Raw genomic sequence first — 19,364 nt, 5'->3', positions numbered from 1 at the left:
ATAGATCATTTTAGTGCGCTACGTTTACCTGCTCCTTCAAGGCCTGCTTATGAAAGGTGTTTATCTTATCCGTTAGCTCGTCAAAACTCAACTCGCCGGCCACACCCAGATCAAGCAAGTGGAAGTACACAGATGGCTTCAGGCTCTCGAAGTACTCTATCAACGCGCAACTGTAGATAATATGGCAAGGCCCTTTGATGTTTTTGATGAGCCGCTCAATGCCTTTCTCTACCTTAATTTCGGTGGTGTGGTTGGATATCAGTTCGCCCTGCGGAAAAACGATCACCAGGTTTTCGGCATCATCTAAAACCCCCGCCGCGTACTGCAACGATTTAACCATCTCGCGCGAACTGCGGCTGATGGAAAACCCGCCGCAATAGCTTAACCACATGCGTGCCTGCAGGTGGTCTTCCTGCATCATCACATACACTTTTCGTTTCAAATGCCGGTAACCGAGGTAATTGGCCCAAAAACCGTCCCACCAGCCAACGTGGTTGCAAAGCAGCAATACCGAGTGCCCTGGTTTTGGCTCCACTTTATTCAGCACCACCAGCCGGTTAAAGGCCTTACGTATGCGGTAATACATGTACCGGGCAAACAAGTCTGACAGAAATTTACTACGACGGGAGGCTATCATTACGGCAAATTTACTAAATACTCGTCCAATTGCTTCACCACCAACCAATGGCCCAGCGCAACTTCGTGTACCTCTGGTTGGTTAAGCATCTGTATGAAAGGCACAGCCGCTTTCATAGGGAACAAGTTATCGCTTTTGCCAAATATAAGCCGGCATTTGATGTGATGCTGATTAATCAGCTTCGCAACTTTGGCGGTATCGGGTTTTAGCAACCGGATGAGGTTTAGCGTATAATATACGTCCTGCCGTTTTTGTTCGGTATCAATCTCATTGTAGGCGATATGGAACAGGCTTTCGTCTATAAAACCCACTTTTTTGAGTGCTTTGATCAGCCGGGGTGCCAGCCATTTGCTTTTGGTTACGGTTTTGAAAAACAGCCTGCCAACCGGTTTATTTGTGAGAAAATCAAAACCTTTGTAAACTGATAACCCATCCGGTGCCATCAGGATAACTTCGTCGACTAAGTCCGGGTATTCTTCGAGCAATATCAGCGCGATATTGGCACCAATGGAATAACCCATTACCGAGAAACGCTGCCGCCCGTGCACCTTAAACCATGCTTCTATATAGGCTTTTACCATAGCTTTGGGCATACCGGCTATAATCTGTGCTTCGGTCCACCCGCTTAACTTACTTTCGCCATGAAAAAAATGGTCGAAGCCATAAACGTGGTATTCTTTCAGGATGGATTCCTCCAGCACATGAAACTGTTTGCCCGTCATCCCGTACCCGTGGAAAGCCAACAATGGTTTAGCGCCGCTGCCGTATTCATGATAATGTGCCTTGCCCAGTCCCGGGATATCTAAAAAACCCATGGCGGCAATATTAAGCAAAATTGTATAGACGCAATATTTTGCGTCTATAGTTTGCCAATCGATTATGCAAAATCATACATCCTATTATCCGTAGAGACGCAATATTTTGCGTCTCCAATATTTTGCGTCTCCTGCTTGCAAATCGCCATTTCAAATTCCACACCTACCGTACAGGACGCAAAATATGGCGTATATACGGGAAGAAAGAACAGATTTAAGAAATTCTGAATTTATCAGATCTCTCCCTATCTTTACCTCAGGCAAAATGGAAAACGTAAAATTTTATCAGGGACGGAGATTCGAATTCAACCACATATTTGGACTTTTTGTTTACCCTATACTATTAACTTTAAACTTGTTGCGGGATTTGGATAAGCCTGGAGACCACCACGTAGCTTTGGCGCTTGATATTGGGCTTATAATCTTTTATTTAGTGGCTACTATCTACTTTTTAGTAGACATGTACCGCAAAAACAAATCAACAAAAGTTAAACTGGAGCTTACCCAAAAGGAGATTAACTATAACGCCGGCGAGCGAATAATTCCTTGGAAGGATATAGATAGCCTGAAATATAAGAGTGAAGCTATTGCCATTATATTAAACGATAATGAATCATTCAAAGCAAAAACCACCTGGGGGCGTATAGGCCAATGGCTCAATAAATTATTTTATGGTACGCCTGTGATTATTAATCTGGCATATTTAAGGGGCGATGCTTTCGAAAACTATAACATTATCTACGATTACATGGGAGAGGTTAAAAAGCTTCGTAACAATGAGCATCTCTCTATAATGATTTAATATGATTGCAAAAGTCGAAATACCCTACAGTAAAGTGTACCCTTGTTTCATTACCGGTATTTTATTACTGTTCACTTTCACAGTGATTTATAAATTAATATCCGATGCCGAATCCCTTGCCCCAATATATTGGTATGTGATTTTGGTGCTGTTGGTTGTCAGCATATGGCGGATTACAAAAGAACTGACGATTCCCGCGTTCAATAAAAAACCGGGGCTGGAACTAACTGAAGATTTTTTAATCGACCACTCAAACAATGAGGAGATAGGATGGAGTAACATTCACCATTTCGAGCTGCAAATCAGGAATAGAATATCTGTCCATTTAATTGACAAGGAACAACACCCCGTAAAATATATAGGCTTTTGGAAACAAAAACTATTTTATGGCAGCCCAATTGTTATTAACACACACATGTTAAAAGTCACCGGACAGGGACTTTACCGCCTATTGTCGACGTATTTGAAAGAGGTTCAAAAGCAACATACTACTGCCGTAATTGACGCTTAATGCTTTTCTCTAATATATTTCACAATTGCATCCGTTGCCCCAATATGCTGCTCTACATAACGCTGCCCCATTTTCGATGTGCGGTAACGAAATATCTCATCGTCCATCAAACTGCCCGCTGTACTCAACAACTCTTCCTCGCTGTTGATGCTGAAAGCCGCTTCCATTGCTATCATATCCTTTGCCTCTTTAAACTTATCGTACTTTGGGCCAATTATTACTGGCATACCGAATGCCGCAGCCTCCAGCGTGTTATGTATCCCCGCACCAAAGCCGCCGCCGATGTAAGCAATATCTGCATACTGATAAAGCGACGACAGCATGCCGATGTTATCTATGATTAGATTGGAGATTTGAGATGTGAGATTTGAGATTTGGGAGTAACAGGTGGTGGCCTCTCCCGGCAACAGGCTCAGCACGTGGCCAATTTTATCTACCCCAATTTCGTGCGGGGCTATGATGAATTTCCAGTCGGGGTGTTTGGCAATTAAAGCCGCCAGCAGTTTTTCATCGGCCGGCCAGGTGCTGCCTGCTATGAATAATTTGCTATCGCCTTTAAAAGATGCAATCTCCGGCAATGGCTTTGGTGCTTGTGCGTTGGCCCAAACCCTATCAAACCGCGTATCGCCGCTAATGGTGATGTTTGATTTGCCCAAGCCCTGTAGCAAATGCTTGCTATCTGCGTCCTGCACAAAAAACCAGGTAACCAGTTTCAGCATTTTGCGGTGCAGACCGCCATACCATTTAAAAAATACCTGTCCGGGCCTGAAAATTCCTGATATGATATAAAGCGGCACATGTTGTTGATGCAATTGGTCAAAATAATGGTACCAATACTCATATTTGGTAAAAATGGCCATGTCGGGTTTTATGGCTTCCACAAATTTGCGGGCTTTGCGGCGGGTATCCAACGGCAAATAGTAAACGGCATCGGCAAGCGGGGTGTTCCTGCGTACCTCATACCCCGATGGAGAAAAAAAAGTAATCACAAAGGGTTTACCAGGGTAGAGCTGCCGCATTCGCTCCAATACAGGCCTGCCCTGCTCAAACTCGCCCAGCGACGCAAAATGAAACCAGATGCTCGATTCCAGGGGCTGCACCTGCTGGCGCTGCCGTCCTTTTATCCACAATTTGGCTTTATTATTAAAAATGGAAACAATATATAGCAAGCAATAGTATAAAGTGATTCCAAAGTTATATAGTAGCAACATTTTTAGGATGGTAATTATTATCTTCGTCGGGCAGTAAAAGTAATAACATTAATTGCAAGTTCGTGCTATATTGCCCGTATCATCCCCGATAACACTTTGGCAACAGGGTTTTTAAAACAGTATAAATAAAATAATATTGATGGCAAAGCGTAAACGTATCTTAATTACCGGTGCCGCCGGCTTCCTGGGTTCGCATTTGTGCGACAGGTTTATCAGCGAAGATTTTCATGTAATTGCAATGGATAACCTTATCACGGGCGATCTGCGCAACATCGAACACCTTTTTAAGCTGGAGAACTTCGAGTTTTACAACCACGATGTTTCTACATTTGTGTATGTAGCCGGAGAACTGGATTATATCCTGCACTTCGCCTCGCCGGCGAGCCCTATTGATTACCTTAAGATACCTATCCAAACCCTGAAGGTAGGCTCGCTGGGAACGCATAACCTGCTGGGTTTGGCCAGAAATAAAAATGCCAGGATGCTTATTGCCTCTACCTCTGAAATTTACGGCGACCCAAGCGTAAACCCACAGCCGGAAGAATATTGGGGCAACGTAAACACCGTTGGCCCGCGCGGCGTTTATGACGAAGCCAAGCGTTTTCAGGAATCCATCACCATGGCTTACCATACCTTCCACGGTTTGGAAACCCGTATTGTACGCATCTTTAACACCTACGGCCCACGCATGCGCCTTAACGATGGCCGCGTGCTGCCTGCATTCATAGGCCAGGCTATCCGCGGCGAGGATTTAACGGTTTTTGGAGATGGCTCGCAAACACGTTCGTTTTGCTATGTAAGCGATTTGATCGAAGGCATCTACCGTTTGCTGTTCAGTGATTACGCGCAGCCCATGAACATTGGCAACCCAAGCGAAATCACCATCAAAGAGTTTGGCGAAGAAATCATCAAGCTTACCGGCACCTCGCAAAAAATGGTTTATAAAGAGCTGCCTATGGATGACCCTAAGCAGCGCCGCCCGGATATTACCAAGGCCCGCGCAATTTTAGGTTGGGAGCCCAAGGTATCGCGCGAGGAAGGCCTCAAAATTACCTATGAGTACTTTAAATCGCTCCCGCAGGATGTGTTGGAGAAAGTAGAGCATAAAGATTTTACAACCTATAATAAATAATAAAGACAAGGCCCGTATTGTTTTGGCAGTGCGGGCTTTGCTCAATACATACAAACAGCCCTATACATGAAAATATTAGTTACAGGAGGTTTAGGTTTCATAGGCTCGCACACCGTTGTAGAGTTGGTAAACGCAGGCTACGAACCGGTAATCATAGACGACCTTTCTAACTCCAACATCAAGATATTAGATCAACTGGCCAAAATCATCGGCTACAAACCTGCATTTTACAAACTGGACCTTTGCGACGACGCTGCCGTAAAAGATTTTGCCCAACAAGAGCCGGAGATTGGCGGCATCATCCACTTCGCGGCCTTCAAAGCCGTTGGCGAATCGGTAAGGGAACCGCTGAAATACTACCGAAACAATTTCTTCTCGCTCATCAACGTACTTAATGCCTATGAGGGCAAGGCGTTGAATTTCGTTTTCTCATCAAGCTGTACCGTGTATGGCCAACCCGATGTGCTTCCGGTTACCGAAGACGCACCCGTAAAAGCAGCGCAATCACCTTATGGCAACACCAAACAGATAGCCGAAGAGATACTGCAGGATGTAATTGCTGCAGGCAGCACCTACAAAATAATATCGCTAAGGTATTTTAATCCGGTTGGCGCACACGACAGCGCACTGATAGGCGAATTGCCCATCGGCGTACCGCAAAACCTGGTACCGTTCATCACGCAAACGGCAATAGGTAAACGCGAAAAACTTACTGTTTTCGGCGATCAGTACAACACGCCCGATGGTAGCAACATACGCGATTATATCCACGTTGTAGATTTGGGCAAGGCCCATGTTGCCGCCCTTAAGCTGGCCGAAAAGGAGAGCTTTAAAGGCTACGATATGTTCAATATCGGCACGGGTACAGGCACGTCGGTACTGGAAGTAATCAAAGCTTTCGAAAGCACTACGGGCGTAAAACTTAACTACCAGATTGGCCCTGCGCGCGCCGGCGATGTGGAGCAGGTTTGGGGCGATGTTACCAAATCTACCAACAAGCTTAACTGGAAAACAGAATTGGATGTTAACACCATGATGTCGTCTGCCTGGGCCTGGGAAAAGTACCTTGCAGAAAACCCATTATAGTACAAATTTAATAAAACAGAATATTTTTGCCGCATATTGGGCTAATGCCCTCAATTGAAACAACTTTCAGATGAAAAAAATTATCATTACCGGTGGTGCCGGGTTTATAGGATCGCACGTGGTGCGCCGGTTCGTAAAAACTTATCCGCAATACCAAATCGTAAACCTGGATAAGCTTACTTATGCAGGAAACCTGGCTAACCTTAAGGATATCGAAAACGAGCCTAACTACCGTTTTGTGAAAGGCGATATTGTGGATCTGGCTTATATCAGCAACCTATTCGAAATAGAGCAACCCGACGCGGTGATACATTTGGCCGCAGAATCGCACGTGGATCGTTCCATTACCAACCCGCTGGAATTTGTGATGACCAATGTAGTTGGCACCGTAAACCTGCTGAATGCCGCAAAAAACATTTGGAAGGATGATTATGCTTCGAAACGTTTTTACCATGTATCTACCGATGAGGTTTACGGCACCCTGGGCGATACCGATATGTTTACCGAAAATACCGCTTATGACCCACATTCCCCATATTCGGCGTCAAAGGCAAGCTCGGATCATTTTGTGCGGGCCTACTACGATACTTACGGCCTGCCTACTGTAATATCTAATTGTAGTAACAACTATGGCTCGTTCCACTTCCCCGAGAAACTTATACCACTGGCTATAAATAACATAAAGCAACAAAAACCAGTTCCGGTTTATGGCAAAGGCGAGAACATACGCGATTGGCTCTGGGTAGAAGATCATGCCCGCGCTATAGATGTCATATTCCACACCGCCGCCACGGGCACAACTTATAATATAGGCGGCCACAACGAATGGAAAAATATCGACCTGATTCAATTACTTTGTGCTATATTAGATAAAAAACTGGGCCGCGAGGCGGGCGAATCGGCTAAACTTATCACCTATGTTACCGACCGCGCCGGACACGATTTGCGTTACGCCATAGACGCTACCAAATTAAAAAACGAACTTGGCTGGGAGCCGTCTATTACCTTTGAGGAAGGATTAGAAAAAACTGTTGACTGGTACCTGGCCAACGAGGCATGGCTGAGCGATGTAACATCGGGCCATTACCAGGAGTATTACAGCGAGCAATATAATAACCGTTAAAGGATGTTTGGATTATTCAAGAAAAAGGAAGTAAAGAAAGTAAGAACGCTGGATTATGCGCCAATTGTTGTAGATATGCACTCGCACGTGCTGCCGGGCATAGACGATGGCGCGCAAACGCCCGAGGAGTCTATCGTACTCATCAGAAAAATGATGGAGTTAGGCATCAGTAAAATCATTGCCACCCCGCATGTTATGGTTGATTATTACCGTAACGATCGCGAAAGCATCATGAACGCCCTTACCGTTTTGAAAGCCGAATTGGTAAACCAACACATCGATATCACTGTTGAGGCCGCTGCGGAGCATTACTTCGACGAAACCTTCGAAAAGCGGATTGAAGAGCGCAATTTAATGACCATGGGCGCAGATAATTACGTACTGTTCGAGCTATCGTTCATCAACGAGCCGCCAAACGTGATACAAATGGTGCAAAAAATGCGTGATGCGGGCTATAAGCCTATTTTGGCCCACCCCGAACGTTACGCCTATATGGATATCGACCGCATGCGTGCCATACGTAGCTGGGGTTGCGGCTTGCAAATAAATACCATATCGCTTACGGGATACTACGGCAAACCGACAAAAAAAATGGCCGAAGATATGGTGGATGAACAAATTGTAGACTTCATATCCAGCGATATGCACCACCCACGCCACGCCCAGGCGTTTGAAGATGCCCTCACAACCGATTACGTAGAGAAACTACTGAAAGATTACCCGCTGAAGAATAAGTTGCTTTTTTAGGAGAGAATCAAGAGTTAAGAATCAAGAGACAAGAAAATAAAACGGGAATAGAGCAAGGCTTTATTCCCGTTTTTGTTTTAAGTGTTGTGCGAGGTGATGTTTGTCGGCCTTCCCCGTTTTAGTTCTTGATTCTTTTCTCTTGATTCTAACCGTCTTGCCTCTCTAACCCCTACTCATACCTCAGCGCCTCAACCGGATCTAACCGGGCTGCTTTTTTTGCAGGGTAATAGCCCGATGATAAACCGATAATCGTACAAATAAAAATAGCTACAAAGAGCCACAGCCATGGTACTATGAATGTACCGCTGATGGATACGGCGATAAGGTTACCGCCCAAAATACCCAGTATAATACCGCCTACACCACCAAGCAGGCATATTACGATAGCTTCTATCAAAAACTGCTTACGTATTACCGATGGCGTTGCGCCGATGGCCTTGCGCAGGCCAATTTCGCGGGTACGTTCGGTTACCGATACCAGCATAATGTTCATCAAACCTATAGCAGCACCTATCAGCGTAATAAACGCTATAGCAAAACCCGCTATGGTTACATAGCCAAGATTATTCATCAGTTCGGCCTGTATAGAGTCGGCGCGAAATATCTCAAAGTTATCGTCCTGCCCCAGGTGCAGGCTGCGCACATTCCTAAAAAGGGATGTAGCCTCGCCTATTGTAGCATCCAGCGCTTCGGGGCCGGCAACATTTACGGTAACAGCAAACGATGGTTTGCTGGTTTGCGCTATCTGCCGGGCCTTTTGCACCGGTATAACGCAGAACCTGTCGCCGCCGAAACTGTTGGCACCTTTAGGGGCAATAACACCTATGATCCGGAATTTGCTGCTGCCCAGTAATATGGTTTTGTTGATAGGGTCGGTTTTGGGGAAAAGCTTGTTCTTAAGCTCGTCGCCTATGATGACCACGTTGGTACCGTGATCTATTTCCGAGCCCGAAAAGTTGCGGCCCAACGCCAGCTTATGCCCTTTTATAGCCAGGTAGTTCTCGTTGCTGCCAATAACCTGCAGGTTGGGGTTGGTTTTTATGCTTTCGTATTTGGCTATGGCAGTACCGGTTACGGTAAAATCTATACTGATGCGCACCGGCAACTTAAACAGCTTTTCAAACCGTTCGGCTTCCTGGTAGCTGATGGCCGGGTAACGCTTACGGTGCCCCCCATTACCAAAACTGATGCCCGAACCGCGATTTTGTATAGTGAAGGAATTGGCACCCAGCCCTGCAAATGCATCGTTGGTTACCTGTTTTATACCCTCTATAGATGTCAATATCCCCACAAGCGCAGTAATGCCAATGGCAATAATCAAAGCCGTAAGCGATGTACGCAACCTGTTGCCTGCAATGGCTTGTAAGGCAATAGCTATATTTTCTCTGTAGGTAGTTTTTACCGGCATGGGATAGTTTTAAAAAGACTCGTTTGCTTTTGACTACAGTACGGCGCAATTTGTTACAAACCTGCAAATTAATAAAACAGATAATTGCTGCGAATTGCTTGGCTGCAATACAAGCTGTACTTTCGTTATCATCAATATCCGCCATCGTGAAAAAATACTTACTGCTTTTAACAATCATTGCCTTATTTGTGCTAAGCGCTACTGCGCAGCAAACCACAACCGTTACCCGCTTAACTACTACTACCACCAGCCTGGCCAACAGGGTAGTTAAAGATTCTACCGGTGCTATCATCCCAGGCAGCCAATGGCAAAAGCTGATGCTATCGGGCGGGTATCAATTGCGGAGCAAAAGCATAGATGCAGATACGCTAATCCTTGTAAAAATGACACCCCAGGAAATAGAACTACGCAATAGTTTTATGCCGCCATTACCGCCCAGTCCCGCTTTCCCCATCGGCGAGAAAAAGGAACTGTTCAACGCACGCGACATAAACGGCCAAAAAGTTGATTTTAAAATCCTTCAAGGAAAAGTTGTGGTATTGAATTTTTGGTTTATTGGCTGTGCACCTTGTCAGCAGGAAATACCCGAGCTTAACCAACTGGTAGCAGATAACCCCGACGTGGTGTTTATCGGCTTCAGTACCGACCTGAAATACGAGGTAAAAGACTTCCTGAAAGCAACGCCATTCAACTACCGCCAAATTTACGATGCCCGCGAGGATTGCAACCGCTATGGCATTGCCAGCTACCCCACCAACGTAGTGATAGATAAAAATGGCATCACCCGTTTCAGTTCCAGCGGATACGGCCCCGGGAGCATTACTTACCTCAAAAAAACTATCGCTGAAGCAAAAGCACAAAATTAAACCATAGCCCGGGCGCAAAACCGCATATATTTGCTTTATAACCCAACAAAGATTTTTTGATGAAACGATTTATATTACTGCCATGCCTCGCGTTGCTGCTGCATCTTTCCGCACATGCGCAAACCAAACTTACCAAGCCGGCAGAGGAATACGGTTTTAACCAGAACACGGTAGTAACCAGTGCTAAAGGCCTGAAATATAAATATGCCGACTGGAGCAGGTTGGTAGCCACAGGAAAATATCAATTAAAGCCTGTTGATGCCGAAAGCGACAGCACCGTTTTCATACTCACGCCCAGGGATACGGCGAAAGGCCTGGTAGTTATTGGTGTGCCAAAATCTACTTTGTTTTTTAAGAAAGGGAATCATATGCTATTCCTGAACATGACAGACGTGAACGGCAAGCTGATTGCCAGCGAAGATTTGAAAGGAAAAATTGTGGTGGTAAGCTTTTGGTTTATAGCCTGCCCGCCTTGCCGGTACGAAATGCCCGAACTGAATATCCTTGCAGATAAATATAAAAACGACAAGAACGTAGTTTTTTTGGCGCTAAGCGTCGATAAAAAAGAAGACCTGCAACACTTTTTCAAAGTGTCGCCATTTAAATACAATGTAATAGGTGATGCAGAAGCCTACTTCAGCTTTTACGGCGTAAAGGAATGCCCCATAAACCTGGTAATTAACCCCAAAGGGCTTATCGCTTTTCAAAGCCAGGGTTACAACAACGGCATGGTGCCTTACTGGTTAAACCGCACCATAAAACAAATAAAAGAAGAAGAATTAAAAGCTTTGCTCAAATAATTTTTACGAATCCAAATAGCAAAATGATTGGGGTGCATAGTTGCTCGCAATAACGTCGCTGAGTTTTTTTGACTTGTTATACACTACAATATTTCTAATTTGAATAGCGTGGCCTAAATCTCTGTCCTTAAAATATTGATTATAAAATCCCTCGTTCACTCCAGAAAACTCTTTTGTTTTCCCCCAAATTTCTGATGGATGAGCCGATAGTATACCACCTATTTCAAATTCACCAACTACTCGCCCTACTGGCATTGTGGAATAAATGACTACAGTTTTTATATTTTTTTTTGAAAAAATTGCTTTCCTGTATTCAAACTTCTTTTCTCCTGTAAAGATTTTCTCTACATACTCCGGTTTAATCGACAATAATACTTTCACTAATTTTCCCCAATTTTAGAATCTCATTAAATTCACCGTCCGACAATTTCATAAACCCCCAATAGCTATCCGGGTTCAGCCCTATTTTCTCTATGAGGTTGCCTCTTGTAACCCTCTTAGAGAAAGCTGCATTATAGGTCATTTTAATAACGTAGAAGTACTTATTGTTTTGATTATAAAATGCCTCCAATTCTCCCTCGTCAAAAATGCTATAATCTTTGCAATATTTAAGGTAATTCTCAATATTAGCGAAATTTCGTTTTGACTTCAACTCTTCTACCACACAAACAGAAGTAGCTACTGAACGGTAATGCGCTGGGCCAGCCCCATCAGATGTTCTATAAATAATGATGTTATCTCCCGTCTTTAAAGCTGAAACATCCATATAGCATATATATATCTTATGAATACTATTGGTATGCGATACATCTTTTATCAAGCTATAGGTTTCAGAATTCAATAGAGAATCCGGAAATAGCCGCGAGTGGTACAACGGATATATTGACAACAAGTATTTAGAGGTATTAACGATTTTAATTAAAGGATAATCAAGGGTAATTTCTCCCGTCTGCGAAGACATATCTTTAATCAAGACTTCTTCCACACCGTTTGGGGTAGTTTTCTTGGCCCTTGGTTGAAACCCATACTTCTGGAATAAGTTTAACAAGGCTGCATGTTTGCTAAATATCGTCACATAAATCGAATCGACTTTTTTATTTATAGCAAAATCAAACATCTTTTTAATAAATCGCTCACCTAGACGAGTACCATGGGGATTAATTTTAAAAGTCCCAACTTTTACTCGTTTTGCTTCCGCTAATATAGGAATGACATCGGTGATAGCATCCACCTCAATTTTCAAATACAGAAACCCTTGAATAAGGTTATCGTCGTACATTACGAAAGCACCTTCGCCGGCGGCGGCCTTTTTATTAAACCACACTTGAAATTCGGCATAGTCTAATTTTAAAGAATCAAAGAATGGGTCGTTTAAATCAATCGAAGATATTCTGACATATTTCATAACAAGGCTAATAGGTTCCTAAATGTATTATTTAAATTTTGCTTTTGCAAACACCTACGTTGCGCCAATTTTTGCTCAAATAAAAAACCCCATCTCTTTTGAAGATGGGGCCAAGTACAGTATATAAAAGGGCTCAATTACACCGAGAAAGATGTGCCGCAACCGCAGGTACTGGCAGCATTAGGGTTGTTGAAAGTAAACCCGCGGGCGTTTAGGCCGTTCTGGAAATCTATCTGCATGCCTGCTAAATACAACCCATGCGCTTTGTGCATAAACACAACCAAGCCATCAATAATGTATTCCTGGTCGCCGTCTTTTTTCTGGTCGAAACCGAGCACGTAGCTCATACCCGAGCAACCGCCGCCTTCAACACCAATACGTAAGCCAAAATCGTCGTTCAGCTCTTGCTGATCCCTCAGCTTAAAAAGTTCTTTTACGGCACCCGGCGTAAAGGTTACGGGGGCAATCATGGTTTCAGCAATGGCACTCATCTTATTTTTATGATTAACTACACAAATATAAGGTAAAATGCGGATTTTTGCAGCCGTCGTATTATTTATGACCTCTGCCAAACATTTAAAAACCATGGATCTTTACAGCACTTTAATGGCCATATTAAAATACACCGTAGCCGGCATCGGCGTAGTGTATGTAGCCTTTTACCTGTTTAAACCCTACCTGGAAAAAAGCCAAATTCTGCAAACGCTCGAGCTAAAAAAAGGCCTAAGCGCGCAAACGCTGCCCCTGCGGCTGCAAGCCTACGAGCGGTTGGTGCTATTTGTAGAGCGGGTTAACCCGGCCAATATGCTCATCCGCCTTGGCGCAAACCAAATGCCGGCGGCCGAATTGCACATCATTATCATCAACGAGATACGCAACGAATACCAGCACAACGTAACCCAACAAATTTATGTTACCGAGCGGGCCTGGGCGGTTATCAAACGCGTAAAAGAAGATACCCTTGCAGTAGTAAACAGTGCCGTAAAAGCCCTGCCCGAGGGCGCAAACGGACTGGATCTGGGTCGTATTACCCTCAACCATTTAAGCAAGCTGGAAGATAACCCTTATGATATCGCCATCACCTTGTTAAGGAAAGATTTGGAGGACTTATTTTAACCCAATGGCCGGTAAAAAGATAACCACTAGCTCGGGCATCGAGGTAAAGGAGGTTTATACCGAACCCTCGGGAATGACCGAACTACCCGGCGAGTTCCCATTCACACGTGGCATTCAGAAAGATATGTACCGCGGCAAACCCTGGACCATGCGCCAGTATGCCGGTTTCTCCACTGCCGAAGAAAGCAACAAGCGTTACCACTACTTATTAAGCCAGGGCACCATGGGCCTCTCTGTAGCGTTCGACCTGCCTACGCAGATTGGGTACGACAGCGACCACGAACTTGCCGAAGGAGAGGTAGGCAAAGTAGGTGTAGCTATAGATTCTTTAAAAGATATGGAGGCATTGTTTGAAGGCATACCGTTGGAGAGCATCACCACCAGCATGACAATTAATGCCACGGCAGCTATACTGCTGGCCATGTACATCGCGTTAGCCAAAAAACAAGGGGCCAATCTGAAGCAGATCTCAGGCACCATACAAAACGATATATTAAAGGAGTACGCGGCAAGGGGTACCTATATCTATCCGCCCACGCCGTCCATGCGCCTCATTACTGATATTTTTGAATATTGCAGCCGCGAGGTGCCTAAATGGAACACCATCTCTATATCAGGCTACCACATCCGTGAGGCCGGCTCAACAGCCGTGCAGGAACTGGCTTTTACCCTTGCCAATGGCAAAACCTATTTAAAGGCCGCATTGGATAAAGGGCTTGATATAAACGTTTTCGCCAAAAGGCTTTCGTTCTTCTTCAATTGCCATAATAACTTCTTCGAGGAGATAGCCAAATTCCGGGCGGCACGGCGCATGTGGGCACACATCACCAAAGAGCTTGGCGCAACCGATGCCGGGGCGCAAAAGCTGCGTTTCCATACGCAAACGGGTGGCTCTACCTTAACGGCACAGCAGCCCATGAACAACATTGTGCGGGTGGGCATGCAAGCCATGGCTGCTGTACTTGGGGGCACGCAATCGCTGCACACCAACGGGTACGACGAGGCCCTCTCGCTCCCTACAGAAGCGGCGGCAAAAATTGCGCTGCGTACCCAGCAGATTATCGCATTCGAAAGCGGCGTTACCGATACGGTGGACCCGCTGGCGGGTTCGTTCTTTGTAGAAGAGCTCACTAACCAGATGGAAGCCGCAGCCCAGGCCTATATAAATAAGATAGATGCCATGGGCGGCTCGGTAAAAGCTATCGAAAACGACTACATGCAACAGGAAATTGGCGCAGCAGCATACCAATACCAAAACGATATAGAAAGCGGCGAACAGGTGTTGGTAGGGGTAAATAAATTTATTCAGCCTGAGGCTGTGGCAGATAGTGTTTTTAGGGTAAATGATGCTATCCGGACCAAACAAATTGAGCAGTTGCATCGTTTAAAAGAACAAAGAAATAATGCTGACGTAAACCAGGCGCTGCAACATTTAGGGGTTGCCGCAAAGGGTACAGAAAATATTATGCCGTACATTTTAACCGCTGTAGAAAGCTACGCCACACTGGGCGAAATTGCCGATACGCTCCGCGATATTTTTGGGGAGCACCGGTAAATAAAACAGGTTAAGATTTATAAAACTTTTACGATAGAATATAGTTTACAACCTGCGGGGATAAGACCTGCGTGGATGCGACTTGCTGTTAAACGTGCAAAAGCTTGATTAAACGCTCTATGAGCAGAAAACGCCGGGCGCCAAGCGAAAGATAACATTTAATGTGAAATTACGATTAAAAAATGGTGCGATTTTGATAAATATATTTCACAAAATTTGTTGAATTAAGTTTTTTAATCCGCTTTTTTTATGAATATTCGATGTTCCGAAACGGCGTGAATTGTTGCTTGTTGGGACGTTGAAAATCAAAGAATTACTGAATTTAATATGGAAAAAACTTGTACTGCCGTTTGGAATAGCTGCCTCCTCATCATAAAGGACAACATACCGGCCCAGAGCTTCAAAACCTGGTTTGAGCCGATAAAAGCCTTAAGGATGGAAGGGAGCGTGCTAACCATACAGGTGCCGAGTTTATTCTTTTACGAATGGCTGGAAGAGCACTACGTGGGCCTTTTGCGCAAAACGATCAAGAAACAACTGGGCGATGAAGGCAGGCTGGAATACAACATTGTTGTAGAGCAATCTACCAGCAAACCGTACACCACCAATATGCCATCAAACGGCAACGGTGCAGAGGCTAAAAACCAATCGATGCCGATACCGATCTCTATCAATAAGGACATTAAAAACCCCTTTGTGATACCAGGATTGAAGAAGCTGAATGTTGACCCTCAGCTTAACCGTAACTACACTTTCGAGAACTTTGTAGAGGGCGATTGCAACCGCTTGGCACGTTCGGCTGGTTATGCCGTAGCAGCCAAACCGGGCGGCACATCATTCAACCCATTGATGATATATGGTGGCGTAGGCCTGGGCAAAACCCACCTGGCGCAAGCCATAGGCAACGAAATAAAACGCACCCTGCCCGATAAGCTGGTGCTGTATGTAAGCTGCGAAAAATTTACGCAGCAATTTGTAGATGCGCTGAAGCATAATAACATCAACGATTTTGTGAATTTTTACCAGGCCATAGATGTGCTCATTATGGATGATGTACACAACTTTGCCGGCAAAGAGAAAACACAGGATTTCTTCTTCCATATCTTTAACCACCTGCACCAAAGTGGCAAGCAACTGATCATCACATCAGATAAAGCCCCTAAGGATCTGGCCGGTTTAGAAGAACGTTTGCTGTCGCGTTTTAAATGGGGACTTTCTGCCGATTTGCAGATACCCGATCTGGAAACCCGCATGGCTATCCTGAAGAACAAGATATATCAGGATGGTATCGAATTATCCAACGATGTGATCGAATACGTTGCCCACAATATTGATAACAACGTGCGCGAACTGGAAGGCGCTATGGTTTCCTTACTGGCACAATCTACCCTTAACCGCAAGGAGATAGATTTGAACCTGGCCAAGCAGATGCTGAAGAATTTCGTAAAGAATTCGGCTAAGGAAATTTCGATGGAATACATCCAGAGCCTGGTTTGCGAATACTTTGAGGTACCTATAGAGATGGTAAAATCGCAGACCCGCAAGCGCGAGATTGTGCAGGCACGCCAGATTTCTATGTACCTGGCCAAAGCGCACACCAAAAGCTCATTGAAATCGATAGGGAACTTCTTCGGCGGTCGCGACCACTCTACCGTTATCTATGCCTGCCAAACCGTTGAAGATTTAATTGATACAGACAAAAAATTCAAAGGCTACGTAGCCGATATACAAAAGAAACTGAAGATGTCGTAATCGGCATCAAAGAGATAATATGAGCCTCGCGGATGCGGGGCTTTTTTTGTTTAACCATGAATTTCGTAAATACCGGACTCATCATCCGTTAAAAAAGCCTCTATACGCTTTTCATACTTTAACAATAGTGACGCAATTTCAGAGGTGCTTACATTGCCTGTGCGCAACCATATAATTTTAGGTGGATAGGAAAGCAGATTTTGAAGCTCAGAGAAGTCCTCATCAAATGTTAGTACAGTATAGTTGTTGGCTTTGGCGTATTCCCATATCATGAAATCAGTCAAACGCCTTTCGCATTTTATTTCATTTGAAGGCAGGATAGACCAATGTGGGATGAGCTTTATTAGGCGCCATGAAATATTCTCATCAGCAATTAAACGCATAATTAGGCAACCTTCACAATGCGTTCTTTATTAGCTGCATAAGCAAGGCATGCTAATATCTGGCTCTCGTTCAGTTGCGGGAAATCAGCAATTATCTCGTCATGGGTTAAGCCCGAAGCAAGCCATTGCAAAACATCGTACACCGTAATTCTTGTGCCGATGATTACGGGCTTGCCGAACCTTACATTTGGGTCAACTTCGATATATTGTTTATAGTCGATTTGCATTTATACAAACTTACTGCTTTTTAATTAATTCTAATCACTCGATCCTGGTAAGGTATTTATACTTACCACCTTCTTTCAGCAATACTTTTTCCTTCCAAAACACATCGTCATCGAGCGTTTTATAGGAATAGTTCCATTTGGTAACGCTCCCCATGGTTTTGTTCACCGGGTCCTCTCTATCATCAGTTGTTTTCAATTCATCGGCTTTCACGTAGGTCCATTCATAAATTTCATTGGTACCAGGTATCAGCACAAAATAGCGCATTTTAATTATGCCATTCGCATCGGTAACCTTAACAGGGTTAATAATGGCCTCTTTCTTCCTCGAATATATTAAGGTCAGGTACTCCGGTTTGATGTTTAAGGCGACCATATTATTCTTACGGGCTTTTACCTGTTTTGTATAAAAAGGCCACAGCACGTTATCTATAATATCTTTATTGTAAGCGTCGCGGGTGGTCTCTGCATCAGCCTTCAATTGATTAGCCACCAGCTCGTACATGCCGATATAAGGCCTGTTTTCCAACTCCTCGCCCGCCCACATGTTTTTATACTTTTCCCAGTCAGGCTCCTTGGTTTTATCCTTTATCCTTTCAAATAACTTGCCTTCCCAAAATACGGTGCCCGGCTCGGCGCTGTTAGCTGCAAAATAATCCCAGCCTTGCAAATTATTCAGGAAGTCCAGCTTGCCGTCCTCAGGCATAGGGGCATCAAAATAAGTCACCTCTGTTTTTTCGTAATACCATTTCCCCTGATATTTCAGCCCTTTTACCAGGTAGGCATTGGTTTGGGGAGCCTCGTCCAGGTAACCCTTATCGCCGATTTTTTTTTGGGTGATCACCTTCACATTTTTATCCCCTTTTATCGATAGCAAAGGTTTTGCATCTTTTTTATCGATAGTATTTATGAAAAAGGCCACGAACTTTGTGCCGTCGGCATTATAAAAGCACTGGTAAATATCATCAAGGTTGATAGAGCTGTCTTTAGCGGTAATAACCTGCTTAACCAAGGATGCATCAAACTTTTGCAGGTACACCGTTGATGCGATGTACGCCGCCCGTTTTTCGGCAAGTGCCCGTTCGTTCACCAGCGTTTTATTGGTGGATGCCACCGCCTGCAAAACATCAGTGGAATACAAAGCGAGCGTATTATTGATGGTGCATCCCAGAGAACCCTGCTCGCAGGTAAATTCAAAGCCGTGGTTATCGCTGTTGCCGGTGTATTCTTTATCCAGCAATAGGGTATTGGATTGGGAGTCGTACAGTTGCACCTGAAGCTTACAATATTTTTGCCCGCTTTGTTGATAGAAACTCACCTTTGGGAAATTCAAAACGTAGGTAACGTTTTCTTCAGTTGCAATCTCCTGCATGCTTTGGCGCGTGCCGCCGGATGTTTTGTTGCTTACCAATAAAAGGCAATTGGTAAATCGTTCGTAAAAACGATAGGTGAGGTAATTTTGAGCATACAAAGACACTTGTTTTTCAAAACTGATGTCTTTTAAAAAGGCAATGGTGCTGGCACGCATCATTTTTATATTGGCCGGCTGTTGCGCTTCCCCGGGTTGTGCACCCGCTGGCATTGATGAAGCCTTGGTCTGTAACGCCACTGTTTGATAATTCACTGCTTTTTCCAGCAAATGAGATACCGTGACCGCGGCAGGCGAGAGTATGAGTATTTTAGGCTCAAAATCTGCCTGCGCCAGCGCATTCAGGCAGATGCAATAGGTTGATATGGCAAATAGCAGCAGTTTTTTCATGATAAGATTTATGGCTTGAAGATAAATTGAAT

The 19,364-nt window shown here is 44.4% G+C and carries 21 protein-coding genes; 11 read left to right on the top strand and 10 right to left on the bottom strand.

Annotation, left to right across the window (positions count from 1 at the left end):
* Nucleotides 1-10: 10 nt before the first annotated feature.
* Entirely contained in the window at nucleotides 11-637 is a 627-nt protein-coding gene (locus tag E2R66_RS01945) for a 1-acyl-sn-glycerol-3-phosphate acyltransferase (RefSeq protein ID WP_133229388.1), read from the bottom strand.
* Nucleotides 637-1,452: an alpha/beta fold hydrolase gene (locus E2R66_RS01940; RefSeq protein WP_133229390.1), complete on the bottom strand. Its 816-nt coding sequence runs from the start codon at nucleotides 1,450-1,452 to the stop codon at nucleotides 637-639. Before E2R66_RS01940 ends, E2R66_RS01945 begins: the two co-directional genes overlap by 1 nt.
* A 265-nt stretch (nucleotides 1,453-1,717) precedes the next feature.
* Here E2R66_RS01940 and E2R66_RS01935 point away from each other — a divergent pair, with 265 nt between their 5' ends.
* Both E2R66_RS01935 and E2R66_RS01930 read left to right on the top strand, forming a co-directional pair.
* Entirely contained in the window at nucleotides 1,718-2,254 is a 537-nt protein-coding gene (locus E2R66_RS01935; protein WP_133229392.1) for a hypothetical protein, read from the top strand.
* 1 nt (nucleotide 2,255) lies between these two features.
* A complete protein-coding gene (locus E2R66_RS01930; protein ID WP_133229394.1) occupies nucleotides 2,256-2,765 on the top strand; it encodes a hypothetical protein in 510 nt (169 codons plus the stop codon).
* Here E2R66_RS01930 and E2R66_RS01925 read toward each other — a convergent pair.
* Nucleotides 2,762-3,895: a 3-deoxy-D-manno-octulosonic acid transferase gene (locus tag E2R66_RS01925; RefSeq protein WP_317130757.1), complete on the bottom strand. Its 1,134-nt coding sequence runs from the start codon at nucleotides 3,893-3,895 to the stop codon at nucleotides 2,762-2,764. The two genes, E2R66_RS01930 and E2R66_RS01925, sit on opposite strands and share 4 nt — an antisense overlap.
* 220 nt (nucleotides 3,896-4,115) lie before the next feature.
* Between E2R66_RS01925 and E2R66_RS01920 the strand changes: the two genes are divergently transcribed.
* From E2R66_RS01920 to E2R66_RS01905, 4 genes are all read left to right on the top strand, one after another.
* Nucleotides 4,116-5,108 (top strand): UDP-glucuronic acid decarboxylase family protein, encoded by a 993-nt coding sequence (locus E2R66_RS01920; protein ID WP_133229398.1) that lies wholly within the window; start codon nucleotides 4,116-4,118, stop codon nucleotides 5,106-5,108.
* Nucleotides 5,109-5,174: 66 nt separating this feature from the next.
* Complete coding sequence (galE, locus tag E2R66_RS01915) at nucleotides 5,175-6,194, top strand: UDP-glucose 4-epimerase GalE (RefSeq protein WP_133229400.1); 1,020 nt, start codon at nucleotides 5,175-5,177, stop codon at nucleotides 6,192-6,194.
* Nucleotides 6,195-6,264: 70 nt separating this feature from the next.
* Complete coding sequence (gene rfbB / locus E2R66_RS01910) at nucleotides 6,265-7,317, top strand: dTDP-glucose 4,6-dehydratase (protein WP_133229402.1); 1,053 nt, start codon at nucleotides 6,265-6,267, stop codon at nucleotides 7,315-7,317.
* Between the two features lie 3 nt (nucleotides 7,318-7,320).
* Nucleotides 7,321-8,064: a tyrosine-protein phosphatase gene (locus E2R66_RS01905; protein ID WP_133229404.1), complete on the top strand. Its 744-nt coding sequence runs from the start codon at nucleotides 7,321-7,323 to the stop codon at nucleotides 8,062-8,064.
* Between the two features lie 169 nt (nucleotides 8,065-8,233).
* On the opposite strand, the gene E2R66_RS01900 is transcribed toward E2R66_RS01905, so the two are convergent.
* The gene (locus tag E2R66_RS01900) at nucleotides 8,234-9,472 is read right to left on the bottom strand and encodes an ABC transporter permease (RefSeq protein ID WP_133229406.1); all 1,239 of its coding nucleotides are present in this window, start codon (nucleotides 9,470-9,472) and stop codon (nucleotides 8,234-8,236) included.
* Nucleotides 9,473-9,618: 146 nt separating this feature from the next.
* Here E2R66_RS01900 and E2R66_RS01895 point away from each other — a divergent pair, with 146 nt between their 5' ends.
* Together E2R66_RS01895 and E2R66_RS01890 are read left to right on the top strand one after the other, a co-directional pair.
* The gene (locus E2R66_RS01895; protein WP_133229408.1) at nucleotides 9,619-10,338 is read left to right on the top strand and encodes a TlpA family protein disulfide reductase; all 720 of its coding nucleotides are present in this window, start codon (nucleotides 9,619-9,621) and stop codon (nucleotides 10,336-10,338) included.
* Between the two features lie 59 nt (nucleotides 10,339-10,397).
* Nucleotides 10,398-11,138, top strand: a complete 741-nt coding sequence (locus tag E2R66_RS01890) for a TlpA family protein disulfide reductase (protein ID WP_133229410.1) — start codon at nucleotides 10,398-10,400, stop codon at nucleotides 11,136-11,138.
* 3 nt (nucleotides 11,139-11,141) lie between these two features.
* On the opposite strand, the gene E2R66_RS01885 is transcribed toward E2R66_RS01890, so the two are convergent.
* The 3 genes from E2R66_RS01885 to E2R66_RS01875 form a co-directional block, all read right to left on the bottom strand.
* The gene (locus E2R66_RS01885; RefSeq protein WP_133229412.1) at nucleotides 11,142-11,519 is read right to left on the bottom strand and encodes an ASCH domain-containing protein; all 378 of its coding nucleotides are present in this window, start codon (nucleotides 11,517-11,519) and stop codon (nucleotides 11,142-11,144) included.
* Nucleotides 11,497-12,543, bottom strand: a complete 1,047-nt coding sequence (locus E2R66_RS01880; RefSeq protein ID WP_133229414.1) for a GNAT family N-acetyltransferase — start codon at nucleotides 12,541-12,543, stop codon at nucleotides 11,497-11,499. Before E2R66_RS01880 ends, E2R66_RS01885 begins: the two co-directional genes overlap by 23 nt.
* Nucleotides 12,544-12,680: 137 nt before the next feature.
* On the bottom strand, nucleotides 12,681-13,034 hold the full coding sequence (locus tag E2R66_RS01875; RefSeq protein WP_133229416.1) for a HesB/IscA family protein: 354 nt from the start codon (nucleotides 13,032-13,034) through the stop codon (nucleotides 12,681-12,683).
* 94 nt (nucleotides 13,035-13,128) lie between these two features.
* Between E2R66_RS01875 and E2R66_RS01870 the strand changes: the two genes are divergently transcribed.
* The 3 genes from E2R66_RS01870 (at nucleotide 13,129) to dnaA (ending at nucleotide 16,966) form a co-directional block, all read left to right on the top strand.
* The gene (locus E2R66_RS01870) at nucleotides 13,129-13,659 is read left to right on the top strand and encodes a DUF7935 family protein (protein ID WP_133229772.1); all 531 of its coding nucleotides are present in this window, start codon (nucleotides 13,129-13,131) and stop codon (nucleotides 13,657-13,659) included.
* Nucleotides 13,660-13,663: 4 nt separating this feature from the next.
* The gene (locus E2R66_RS01865) at nucleotides 13,664-15,214 is read left to right on the top strand and encodes an acyl-CoA mutase large subunit family protein (protein ID WP_133229418.1); all 1,551 of its coding nucleotides are present in this window, start codon (nucleotides 13,664-13,666) and stop codon (nucleotides 15,212-15,214) included.
* Nucleotides 15,215-15,541: 327 nt separating this feature from the next.
* The gene (dnaA, locus tag E2R66_RS01860) at nucleotides 15,542-16,966 is read left to right on the top strand and encodes a chromosomal replication initiator protein DnaA (RefSeq protein WP_133229420.1); all 1,425 of its coding nucleotides are present in this window, start codon (nucleotides 15,542-15,544) and stop codon (nucleotides 16,964-16,966) included.
* Between the two features lie 50 nt (nucleotides 16,967-17,016).
* Here the strand turns inward: dnaA and E2R66_RS01855 are convergent, their stop codons facing one another.
* From E2R66_RS01855 to E2R66_RS01845, 3 genes are read right to left on the bottom strand one after another with little or no spacing between them, the layout of a single operon-like run.
* Nucleotides 17,017-17,349 carry a DUF5615 family PIN-like protein gene (locus E2R66_RS01855; protein ID WP_133229422.1) on the bottom strand — a complete coding sequence of 111 codons (333 nt, stop codon included), beginning with the start codon at nucleotides 17,347-17,349 and terminating at the stop codon, nucleotides 17,017-17,019.
* Nucleotides 17,350-17,351: 2 nt separating this feature from the next.
* Complete coding sequence (locus tag E2R66_RS01850; RefSeq protein WP_133229424.1) at nucleotides 17,352-17,576, bottom strand: DUF433 domain-containing protein; 225 nt, start codon at nucleotides 17,574-17,576, stop codon at nucleotides 17,352-17,354.
* Nucleotides 17,577-17,610: 34 nt separating this feature from the next.
* Nucleotides 17,611-19,332 carry a hypothetical protein gene (locus E2R66_RS01845; RefSeq protein ID WP_133229426.1) on the bottom strand — a complete coding sequence of 574 codons (1,722 nt, stop codon included), beginning with the start codon at nucleotides 19,330-19,332 and terminating at the stop codon, nucleotides 17,611-17,613.
* Nucleotides 19,333-19,364 lie beyond the last annotated feature (32 nt).

Source organism: Mucilaginibacter psychrotolerans (genome assembly GCF_004519315.1).
Lineage (GTDB): Bacteria > Bacteroidota > Bacteroidia > Sphingobacteriales > Sphingobacteriaceae > Mucilaginibacter > Mucilaginibacter psychrotolerans.
The sequence above is the reverse complement of the archived record's forward strand: the minus strand, read 5'-3'. Positions and strand labels throughout refer to the sequence as shown.